This is a genomic window from Streptomyces sparsus (genome assembly GCF_054776295.1).
Window position 1 is genome coordinate 51,723 of record NZ_BAAHCA010000002.1, and the last position, 9,819, is coordinate 61,541.

Annotated in this window: 9 protein-coding genes; 6 read left to right on the forward strand and 3 right to left on the reverse strand. The window is 71.8% G+C overall.

All coding sequences use genetic code 11. The features are described from left to right. Positions 1-40: 40 nt before the first annotated feature. The 5 genes from ACYVE9_RS00550 to recQ all read left to right on the forward strand — a co-directional run bounded on the left by ACYVE9_RS00550 (position 41) and on the right by recQ (position 7,016). Positions 41-484, forward strand: a complete 444-nt coding sequence (locus ACYVE9_RS00550; RefSeq protein ID WP_461025661.1) for a DUF3592 domain-containing protein — start codon at positions 41-43, stop codon at positions 482-484. A 199-nt stretch (positions 485-683) separates the two neighbouring features. After that, positions 684-2,765: a restriction endonuclease gene (locus ACYVE9_RS00555; RefSeq protein WP_461025662.1), complete on the forward strand. Its 2,082-nt coding sequence runs from the start codon at positions 684-686 to the stop codon at positions 2,763-2,765. 209 nt (positions 2,766-2,974) lie between these two features. Next, positions 2,975-3,190: a hypothetical protein gene (locus ACYVE9_RS00560; RefSeq protein ID WP_461025663.1), complete on the forward strand. Its 216-nt coding sequence runs from the start codon at positions 2,975-2,977 to the stop codon at positions 3,188-3,190. A gap of 253 nt (positions 3,191-3,443) precedes the next feature. Next, positions 3,444-4,301 (forward strand): hypothetical protein, encoded by an 858-nt coding sequence (locus ACYVE9_RS00565; protein WP_461025664.1) that lies wholly within the window; start codon positions 3,444-3,446, stop codon positions 4,299-4,301. 672 nt (positions 4,302-4,973) lie between these two features. Beyond that, positions 4,974-7,016, forward strand: coding sequence for a DNA helicase RecQ (recQ, locus tag ACYVE9_RS00570; RefSeq protein ID WP_461025665.1), 2,043 nt, complete (start codon positions 4,974-4,976; stop codon positions 7,014-7,016). A 181-nt stretch (positions 7,017-7,197) separates the two neighbouring features. On the opposite strand, the gene ACYVE9_RS00575 is transcribed toward recQ, so the two are convergent. Continuing rightward, the gene (locus tag ACYVE9_RS00575; RefSeq protein ID WP_461025666.1) at positions 7,198-7,791 is read right to left on the reverse strand and encodes a COG4315 family predicted lipoprotein; all 594 of its coding nucleotides are present in this window, start codon (positions 7,789-7,791) and stop codon (positions 7,198-7,200) included. A gap of 193 nt (positions 7,792-7,984) precedes the next feature. On the opposite strand from ACYVE9_RS00575, the gene ACYVE9_RS00580 reads away from it, so the two are divergent. After that, positions 7,985-8,908, forward strand: a complete 924-nt coding sequence (locus ACYVE9_RS00580; RefSeq protein ID WP_461025667.1) for a CHRD domain-containing protein — start codon at positions 7,985-7,987, stop codon at positions 8,906-8,908. Positions 8,909-8,931: 23 nt separating this feature from the next. Here the strand turns inward: ACYVE9_RS00580 and ACYVE9_RS00585 are convergent, their stop codons facing one another. Further along, positions 8,932-9,627: a hypothetical protein gene (locus tag ACYVE9_RS00585; protein WP_461025668.1), complete on the reverse strand. Its 696-nt coding sequence runs from the start codon at positions 9,625-9,627 to the stop codon at positions 8,932-8,934. Further along, positions 9,624-9,819 (reverse strand): hypothetical protein (locus ACYVE9_RS00590; protein WP_461025669.1); only part of this gene is annotated, 196 nt, incomplete at its 5' end. The genes ACYVE9_RS00585 and ACYVE9_RS00590, both read right to left, overlap by 4 nt.

Here is a 9,819-nt window from a genome sequence, read left to right on the forward strand (position 1 = left end):
CGAGAAGGCGTCCGAAGGCAGTGTGCGGCCGGTTGTGGCCGTGCTGACGACGCTGGGGCTCGCCCTGCTTTCGGGGGCACTGTCCGTACTGGTCATGCTTCCGTTGGCCCAGCATCTGCGCTCCTTCCAGGACGGCGAGCAGGTGACCGCGATGTTGCACACCGGAGGCTCGTGCATGGTGGGCCACTGCCAGGTGGAGTTCGAGGCCGACGGGCGGACCGTGGTCGCGGACCTGCCCGCAGGCAGTGGTGGTGGCAAGAGCTCTGTCGGAGACCGGATGACCGTCCGCTACCACCCCGACGCTCCGCGGGAGGCCGTCCGCAATGATGACGTCGGGGGTGGCGGGGCGCTTGTGCTGGTTGTGCTCTCGGCGGTGACGGCCCTGTTCTTCCTGCTGATGTCGGTCGTGGCGTCCGTCCACACGCTGCGGCAGCGGCGCGCCGCGTCACCGCCCGGGCACACTCCGGTCCTCGGCGGCAGGTAGCGGGCCCCAGGCGCACCTGCCGTCAGCACATGCACCACCACGCGTCCGACTCCGTGCAGGTCAGGGAGAGCAGCAGGCATTTGCGGCAAGTGCCTGGGCCGGTACCTGGTTGCCCACTAGAGTCACCTCATCACTGCTGGTTAGGGGCCGGAGCTCGGTGGACGCACGCCGAGTCGCCGGTGGGGAGGACCTGTAGAGCATGAGCCGTCGCTCCAATGGGTTGGTCAGTGTCTGGGCTGAAGCGCAGCGCCAACAGCAACGTCAACGTGAGGCGCAAGTCAGGTACCAGCGGGATCAGGAGCGTCAACAACGCGCCTACCAAAGGGAGGTCACGCGGAGCCACCGTGAACAGCGGGCGGCGTACCGCGAGCAGCGTGAGGCGGAGGCTCGGCGGCGTACGGCGGAACTCGACGCGCGGGTGGAGGCGTTGCAGGGCCTGTTGGCGGCAGGGTGCCGGGCTCCGGCGTTCAGGGCCGAGGCGCTGACGCGGCCCGAGCAGGTCGAGGAGTTCTCGCCGGGTCAGCTGGCGTACCCGATCACCATGCCGGACCCGAGCCGGTACCAGCCGCAGGGCGGCGGGTGGACCGCCGGGCGGAGGGCGCAGGCGCAGGCGGAGGCCCGGTCCAGGTTCGAGCGCGACTGGCAGGCGGCGCAGGCCGCGGAGTCCCAGCGTCTGAGCCAGCTGGCTGCCTACCAGCGGCAGTACCAGCAGTGGGCCGACGCCCGGCTGGGCGAGATCCGGCGGCACAACGCCGGCATCGCGGCCATGACGACGGGGCTTCGCAACGGTGATCCCGAGGCGGCGGTCGAGTACTTCTCCGCTGCCCTGTACGCCTCGACCGGGTGGCCGGACGACCTGCCGCGGCAAGTGTCGGCGGCGTACGACTCCGCCGCGCGCCAGCTGGTCCTGAACTGGGAGTTGCCCGCCTACGACGTCGTCCCGGAGGCGAAGGCGGTGCGCTACATGATCAACGCAGACCAGGAGAAGGAGGCGCCCCGACCGGTCACCCAACGACGGGCCCTGTACCGGGACGTGCTCGCTCAGTGCCTGCTGCTGGTCCTGCGTGACCTTTTCGCGGCCGATGAGTTCGGTGCGCTGGAGTCGGTCGCGCTCAACGGGTTCGTGCACGACCACGACCCGACGACCGGTAGACGGGCCCACATGTTCCTCGGCACGGTCATGGCCTCGCGCTCCACCTTCGCCGCGCTGCACCTGCAGCAGGTGAACGCGGTCAACTGCCTGGTCGACGGGCTCCGCGGGCAGTTGTCGACCCGCCCGGACCAGTACGCGACCGTGCGGCCCGGTCGGGTTCCCGAGGACGTCGGCGACGGCGTCGTCACCCACGGAGGCGACGAGGAACCCGATCTTTACGGCATGGACCCGGTCGCCTTCGAGTCGCTGGTGGCCGACCTGTTCCGGGCCATGGGCATGCAGGCCGTGACCACGCAGCGCTCGAACGACGGCGGTGTGGACGTCGACGCCCTGGACCCGACGCCGATTCGCGGTGGCAAGATCGTCGTGCAGGTCAAGCGCTACCGCAACACCGTGCCCCCGACGGCCGTCCGCGACCTGTACGGGACCGTGCAGGACGCCGGCGCCAACAAGGGTGTGCTGGTCACGACGTCGGGGTTCGGTCCCGGCTCGCACACCTTCGCCAACGGCAAGCCGCTGGAACTGGTGGCGGGCTCCGAGCTGGTCGACCTGCTGCACCGCCACGGGTTGCGCGGACGGCTGGGTGGCGGCGAACCGACGGTTCCCGCCCAGCGGACGGCGCCGGACAGTGAGACGGACTCGGGTGACCACAAGGTGCTGGGCATGGTCTGGTCGGGCAGCGTCGCCCTGGACGTGTGTGCGCTCGTCTGCCAGGGCAACCGGGTGCTGGACGACGACCACTTCGTCTTCTTCAACAACCCCCGCACACCGGACGGCACGGTCCGCGCGCTCATCCCCGTCGCGCCGGACAGGGCCGCGATCCACGTCGACTTCGACGCGCTGCCGGCGCGAGCGGACCGCCTCGTCATCATCGCCGCAGTCGATCCGGTCGCCAATCCCGCGGCCGACCTCTCCGGGTTCACCGACGCCGGTATCCGGCTGCTGGACTCCGAGCGGTCGCCACTCGACGAGCTGAAGGTCTCCGACGGCCGTGCCGGGGAGACGGCGCTCGTGCTGGGTTCCTTCCGCCGCCGCGCGAACGGCGACTGGGAGTTCGTCACCGGGGGCAAGGGTTACCGGGGCGGCCTGGAGCAACTGGTCCAGGAGTACGGCATCGAGGTGGCCTAGCGGCGCGTCCGGCCCGGACGCGGGCGGCTCGGCCGGCGACAGGGCGGGTACGGCCGGGGTGCGGGCCCGCTCGTGGTCGGCCGCTCGGGAGTGGTCGGCCGTTCGGGGTGGTGGGCGCGGCATGCCCTCGGACGGTGGAATCGGGGGGTGGGCGGGGTGAGGGCTGATGGACTGCGAGCTCACCACTTCCTACCCCCTAGGAGAAGAGCATGATGCGTATCCGTACCACGGTCGCCGCTGCCGCCCTGGCCGCCGCCGGCCTGATCGCCGGTGCCGGCGCCGCTGCCGCCTGCGACGGTCCCGACGACACGTACGGCCACGGCTACACCCCGGCGCAGGTCCTGGCGGCGGACTGCAACTCGGTGACGTACCAGGAGGGCGACTTCAGCTCGTCCTTCACCGGCAACGTGTGCATCAACTTCTGATCCGCTGAAGCTGGTCCGTTGACGCGGTCGCCCGCCCCGGGGTGCGTTCCTGCACCCCGGGGCGGGGTCGGTTCCCGCCCCGAGGCCTCGACGGGGGCGCTCCCCTCCCCCGCGCCGGCCCAGGAACGGCAGCCGCGGTGTGGTGGTGTTCTGCCGCATCCGTACCGCTGGTTGACAGTCGGCACCTAGAATCGCTCGCACTTCCCTGCCGTGCGCCGGCTCGGCGGACCACGGGGCTTGTTGGGGGTCGGGTATGCGTCCTGAGCGAGGAATCGCGGTTGTGCTGACCGCCGGTCTGGCCTGTGCGCTGCTGACCGGCTGCGGGTACGGGTCGGCGGAGTCGGACGTTCCGAACATCGACACGTCGTCCGCGACGGAGTCGTCGGTCCCAGGGCCCGGGGCGGCTCCCGACCACTACGGGGACGGCGCGTGGCGGGAACCGGACGCCGACGTGTCCGACGGTCCCGGTAGTACGCCGAGTGTGTACGAGTTCAAGCCGGACCCCGCACGCGTGCCGAAAACGGCCGCCCGGGCGGAGCAGCTGGTGGGCAACGCACAGCTGGAACCGGCGGACTGGTCGGCCGGCATGGTCCGGCACGACCCGTACGAACGCGACGGGACGTGGCCGGTGCTGGGTGGGGACTGCGTCTGGTCGCGCGTCGGCCTGCCCGACCACGTGCTGCACACCTCGACCCGGAACATCGACCTGCCCGCCGAGAACGGCCGGGGGCTGCTCCGGGCGGCGGTGACGGTCAGTGTGCATCGCAGCGTGCGGGACGCAGAGCGGGAGATCAAGGACACCGTGCAGGAGAGCGCCCGGTGCCCGGACCAGGACCTCGGCGGCGGTCAGCGGCTGACGGGCCTGTCCTCGCTGCGGTTCGACGAGCAGGACGTGCGCAACGCGGAGGCTTCCCTGTTCGAGGCCGGCAGGTACCGCGACGGCTCGTCAGCCGGAGACCAGGACTACGTGTGGACGAAGTCGCGGATCGGTCCGGTGACGGCTGCCATCTCCCTCAAGGGCGCCGACGGCCACGAGAGCGGCGACCTGATCCGCCTGGCCAGTGAGGGACTGGCCCGGGTGCTGTACCGCGTCGAGCTGGAGTTGAAGTAGTCCAGGTGCGCGGGCTGGGGCGGGCTTGCTGTGCTGCGGGTGGGCGCCGGAGCGGCTCCGGGGGGGTGCGTGCGGGCGCGAGTGCGGGCGCCGGGGGCCGGAGCGGTGAGGTGATCCGGCCCCCGGCGCGGGGTGGCCGGGCCCGCACGGCACGTGCCGGCTCAGCGTGAGCCTGGGGTCGTTCTGTGACAGGTACACGGACGCAACCCCCACCTCGTGCCCGGCTGCGGCCAGTGCGCCCGCTGAGGTGCACCGTCACGCAGATGGTGCCGCCGATTCCTTAGGTGTTGTACGAGCAGGGGCAGACCTCGGAGGTGCCGCTCTGGGTGCGTTGCGAGGGCAAAATGTGGGTGCTGTCACATTGACGTTCGGTTCCGGACACGCTGCGGGCTGCCCGGGGCTCGTCGGCGGGAGGGCGTGCCCTCCGGTCGTCCTCCGCCGCACGCCCGCCCGGTTGGCGGCGTTCGCCGCGGGGCGGTGGCGTGGGCATGACGCGGGAAGTGCAGGGTCGGCTCGGGGGAACGAGCGGCGCCCGGCGGCCCTCGGGGCGGGTGAGGGGCAGGTCGCGTGAGTCACAGGCGTCACGGGCGTTGCCTGGGATCCCACGGGTGGCAGTCGCCGGGTGGCCGGAAGTGGTCGTCGGAACCCGCCTACGGCTCCTAGCATGTGCGGATGGCCGCGCCCAGCAGTGAACCGCAGGATCTCCACGAGTCGCCGGACCTCTTCGGCCCCGGGGAGCTCCAGGAACCGGACGACTTCCCCGAGCCGTACCCCTACGAGCCGGAGGAGCCGTTCGGCGCCGGTGCCGTGCCCGCGGGCGGGCTCGGCGGGGAAGCGGACGGGGTGGAGTCTGGTTCGTCGGCGAGGCGCGAGCCGCTGCCCCGGGACGCTCTGGGCGTGCTCAAGCGGGTCTTCGGTTACGACGCGTTCCGCGGTGAGCAGCAGGAGGTCATCGATCTGGTGACGTCCGGCGGTGACGCGCTGGTGCTGATGCCCACGGGCGGCGGCAAGTCGCTGTGCTACCAGATCCCGGCGCTGGTGCGCGAGGGCGTGGGTGTGGTCATCTCGCCGCTCATCGCCCTGATGCAGGACCAGGTCGACGCGTTGCGGGCGCTGGGCGTGCGGGCCGGGTTCCTCAACTCCACACAGGACCTCGACGAGCGGCGACTGGTCGAGGCGGAGTTCCTGGCCGGTGAGCTGGATCTCCTCTACCTGGCGCCGGAACGCCTGAAGGTCGAGGCGACGCTGCGGTTGCTGGACCGGGCCGAGGCGTCGGGCGGGCTGTCGCTGTTCGCCATCGACGAGGCGCACTGCGTCGCCCAGTGGGGGCACGACTTCCGCCCCGACTACCTGTCGCTGTCCCAGCTGCACGAGCGCTGGCCGAAGGTGCCGCGCATCGCGCTGACCGCGACCGCCACCGACGCCACCCGGAACGAGATCGCCGCGCGGCTCGGGCTGACCGACGCCCGGCACTTCGTGGCCAGCTTCGACCGGCCGAACATCCAGTACCGGATCGTGCCGAAGGTCGAGCCGAAGAAGCAGCTGCTGTCGCTGCTGCGGGCGGAGCACGCGGGGGACGCCGGCATCGTCTACTGCCTATCCCGGGCGTCCGTGGACAAGACCGCCCAGTTCCTCAGTGCCAACGGCATCGAGGCGCTGCCGTACCACGCGGGGCTGGACGGCCGGACGCGGGCCGCGCACCAGTCGCGGTTCCTGCGCGAGGACGGCCTGGTGATGGTGGCCACGATCGCCTTCGGCATGGGCATCGACAAGCCGGACGTCCGCTTCGTCGCCCACCTCGACCTGCCGAAGTCCGTGGAGGGCTACTACCAGGAGACGGGCCGCGCCGGGCGCGACGGGCTGCCGTCCACGGCGTGGCTGGCGTACGGGCTCCAGGACGTCGTGCAGCAGCGCAAGATGATCGACGGTTCGGAGGGCGACGAGGCGCACCGCCGCAAGCTCGCCGCCCACCTGGACGCGATGCTCGCGCTGTGCGAGACGGTGGAGTGTCGGCGGGTGCGGCTGCTGGCGTACTTCGGCCAGCAGGGCGAGCCGTGCGGGAACTGCGACACCTGCCTGACGCCACCCGAGTCCTTCGACGGCACCGTGCCGGCGCAGAAGCTGCTGTCCACGGTGGTCAGGTTGAAGCGGGAGCGCAACCAGAAGTTCGGCGCCGGCCAGATCATCGACATCCTGCTGGGTCGCAAGACGGCCAAGGTCATCCAGTTCGACCACGACGCGTTGAGCGTCTTCGGTATCGGGACGGAGCTGACCGAGGCCGAGTGGCGCAGCGTGGTGAGGCAGCTGCTGGCGCAGGAACTGCTGGCGGTGGAGGGCGAGTACGGCACGCTGGTGATGGCCGAGGCCGGCGGGGAGGTGCTCGGCGGCGGACGTGAGGTGCGGCTGCGCCGTGACCCCGCGGCGCGGACGGCCCGGCCGGGCAAGGCCGCCGGGACGGGGCGGGGCCGCAAGGCGCCTCCGGTCGAGCTGCCCGAGGAGCTGGTGCCGGTCTTCGAGTCGCTCCGGGCGTGGCGGGCCGCGGCGGCGAAGGAGCAGGGCGTACCGGCCTACGTCATCTTCCACGACGCGACGCTGCGCGAGATCGCGACGGCCGGACCGGCGTCCTCGGCCGAACTGGGCCAGGTCAACGGCGTCGGGGAGAACAAGCTGGCCAAGTACGGGGAGCAGATCCTGGAGTTGCTGAACGGGCGGTGAGGCGGCCGCCTGCCGCAGCCGCCGGGCGACGGCGCGGGCACCCCGCCCGGCCGGACGGGTTTCCACACGACGCCGCCGGGCAGGCCACGCACGCCGCCGCCGGGTGGGCCGCGCCACGAGGGTGCCCGCCTCGTCGCGCGGTGCGCCCCTGTCCCCGGAGCCGCTCCCTCCGTGGCGCTGCCTACTTGATGAGCTTGCCGTCGGGGGCGACCACGAACCACTCGGCGTCCAGGCCCTGGCCGTTGACGTCACCGGGTACGGCGTCACCGACGTAGTAGTAGAGCGGCCATTCCCCGTAGGTGGCCTGGCTGACGCCCTGGCTCTGCTCGGTCTGGCGCAGCAGGTCCTGCTGGACGCCCTCCCCGGCGACCGCCTTCGAGGGGCTGATGAGGGCGGGCCACACCGCGATGCAGTCGGCGTCGCAGTTGCTCGCGCCGCCCTTGTCCTTGGTGAAGCCGTACAGCGTCCGCCCGGACTCGTCGGCGAGGATCCGGCCGACGTCGGACTGGACGACCTTCACGGTCGTTTCGGGTGCGGCGGGACGCGGCGCCGGTTCCTCGGCGGGCTGCTCCGCGGGTGGGGTGATGTCCTCCTGCGCGGTTCCCTCGGCGGGTTCGTCCTGGGCGGCCGGTGACTCGGGAGCGGACGAGCCCGCGGGGGCAGGCGGCGGCGGGTTCGCGCCGACGGCGGTCCCGTCGTCCGAACCGCCTCCGCCGCAGGCGGTCAGTGCCAGTACCAGCGGTGCTGCGGCGAACAGGGCGATACGTGCGCGCATGATGGCCTTCCTCGTCCTCCGTGACGGTGATGTCGGAAGGGGGATACGCGCAACTCGGCGACTCCTACTCAGTGTTGGGGCGAACGCAGCAAAGTCCGGGAGCATCTGAGTGTTTCTCGGGCCGGGGCCGTGGGTGTGGTTGACCGGTCGCCCTCCGCGGCCGGCCGTCGACAGCATCCGAAAGGACGGACTCATGCGAAGGCGCTTCCTGGCTCTCTCGGCCGTGGCACTCTCCCTGGGCCTGCTGGGCACCTCCCCGGCCACCGCTCACACCTCCCACGGCCGGAGCACGGTCCCGGTCACCACTCCCGCGAAGGGCGCCGGGGTCTCCTTCGCCGCGGTGCTCACCGGCGCGCAGGAGGTGCCCGACGAGCACGGACCGGCCACCGGTGACGACGACGGCAAGGCCGTCGCCCTGGTCCACATCAAGGGCGACCGGATCACCTTCGCACTGAAGTGGAAGGGCATCCAGCCCCCCGCCGCCGGTCACATCCACGTCGGTGGGTCCGGCAGGAACGGCGACGTCGCGGTGCCGCTGTTCACCACCCCGATGCCCAGGACGGCACGGGCCGCCGCGGGCCAGGTAAGTGTGGAGGACGCCCGACTCGCTAAGACGATCAGCGGTGCGCCGCAGGAGTTCTACGTCAACGTGCACACCAAGAAGTTCCCCGGCGGCGCGGTGCGCGGCCAGCTCAGGCCGATCAAGAAGTCGATCAACCCGCTGGAGATCATCAAGTCCGGCAAGCTGCGCGTGCTGGCCAGCGGCTTCCAGGAGGTCACCGACGAGGGCGTGCCGCTGGCCGGTGACCCCGACGGCTTCGGTGTCGGCTTCGTCGATCCCCGGCACGGCAGGGCCCACTACTCACTGGCGTGGCTGAACATCGGTGCCCCGCAGGCGGCGCACGTGCACGAGGGCGGCTTCGGCAAGAACGGTGACGTGCGGTTCCCGCTGTTCACCACGCCGATCCCGAAGAACGTCTTCGCGGTCTCCGGCGTGGTCAACAAGCTGAACCCGGAGGGCCTGGAGCACATCGCGGCGAACGCGTCCGGCTTCTACCTCAACGTGCACAACAAGGAGTTCCCCGACGGCGCGATCCGCGGGCAGCTCTTCCACTGACCCACCGAACCCGCCCGGAGCGGTCAGCGCAGCAGCACGAAGGCGCTGCCGGCGATCAGTGCGCCGAGCGCGGTACCGGTGACGACCTGGGCCGGGGTGTGGTCCCTCAGGGCGACCCGCGACCAGCCCACCAGGGCGACCAGCGGCGCGGCGGCCAGCAGCCACGGACCGTGGACGGCCGTGAGGATCACCACGCTGCCGGCCGAGACCGCGGCGTGCACGGACACCTTCCAGGTGACGGTGATCGCCAGCAGCACGACCAGCGTGGCGACCATCGCCGCGATGAGGGCGACCATCGCCTGCGGGGCGCCGAGCAGCAGCATCAGGAGAGTGCCGGTGAGGACGGAGCTGATGATGAAGACCATCGCGACAAGACGCTGCTGCCGTACGCCGAGATGGCGATCGGCCCAGGTGCCGCGGCGGATTCCGAAGGTGATGAAGAGAACGGGGATGACGGCGGCGAACAACGCGCCGAACAACCCCCAGCCGACGCCGGCCAGGCCGTCCACCGCCCAGCCGACCAGGACGGTCAGCGCGATGATCCAGTTCTTCGGTTCGAAGGCGTCGGTGACGAACCGGGCGGCACGGCGCTCCGAGCGCCCGCCCGCCTCCGGGGCGGCGGCGGGAGCCGGGGCGGCGGGTGACGAGGTGTCGGCGGAGGCCGGGGTGTCGGTGGGGGCTCGGTCGGCGCGGGGGGCGCCCGCGTGGTGGGGGGTCACGAGGAGGCGGTCTCCTGACGGGAGTCGACGTGTGGCAACTGCTCGGCGGTGAAGTCGCGGACCGCCGCGGTGTGCCTGGCGGTCTCCAGCCGGCGCAGCCAGCGGGCCTCGGCGTCCAGGTCGTTGGGCGCCGTACCGGAGCTGTCACCGCCGCGCCCGGTCGCCGTGGCACGGCCCGCGGGCCGGACGGTC

What these genes read in the sequence shown, in the direction of transcription:
- ACYVE9_RS00555 (WP_461025662.1), top strand. Translation starts at nt 684, where the DNA reads ATGAGCCGTCGCTCCAATGGGTTGGTCAGTGTCTGGGCTGAAGCGCAG.
- ACYVE9_RS00560 (WP_461025663.1), top strand. Translation starts at nt 2,975, where the DNA reads ATGATGCGTATCCGTACCACGGTCGCCGCTGCCGCCCTGGCCGCCGCC.
- ACYVE9_RS00565 (WP_461025664.1), top strand. Translation starts at nt 3,444, where the DNA reads ATGCGTCCTGAGCGAGGAATCGCGGTTGTGCTGACCGCCGGTCTGGCC.
- recQ (WP_461025665.1), top strand. Translation starts at nt 4,974, where the DNA reads ATGGCCGCGCCCAGCAGTGAACCGCAGGATCTCCACGAGTCGCCGGAC.
- ACYVE9_RS00575 (WP_461025666.1), bottom strand. Translation starts at nt 7,791, where the DNA reads ATGCGCGCACGTATCGCCCTGTTCGCCGCAGCACCGCTGGTACTGGCA.
- ACYVE9_RS00580 (WP_461025667.1), top strand. Translation starts at nt 7,985, where the DNA reads ATGCGAAGGCGCTTCCTGGCTCTCTCGGCCGTGGCACTCTCCCTGGGC.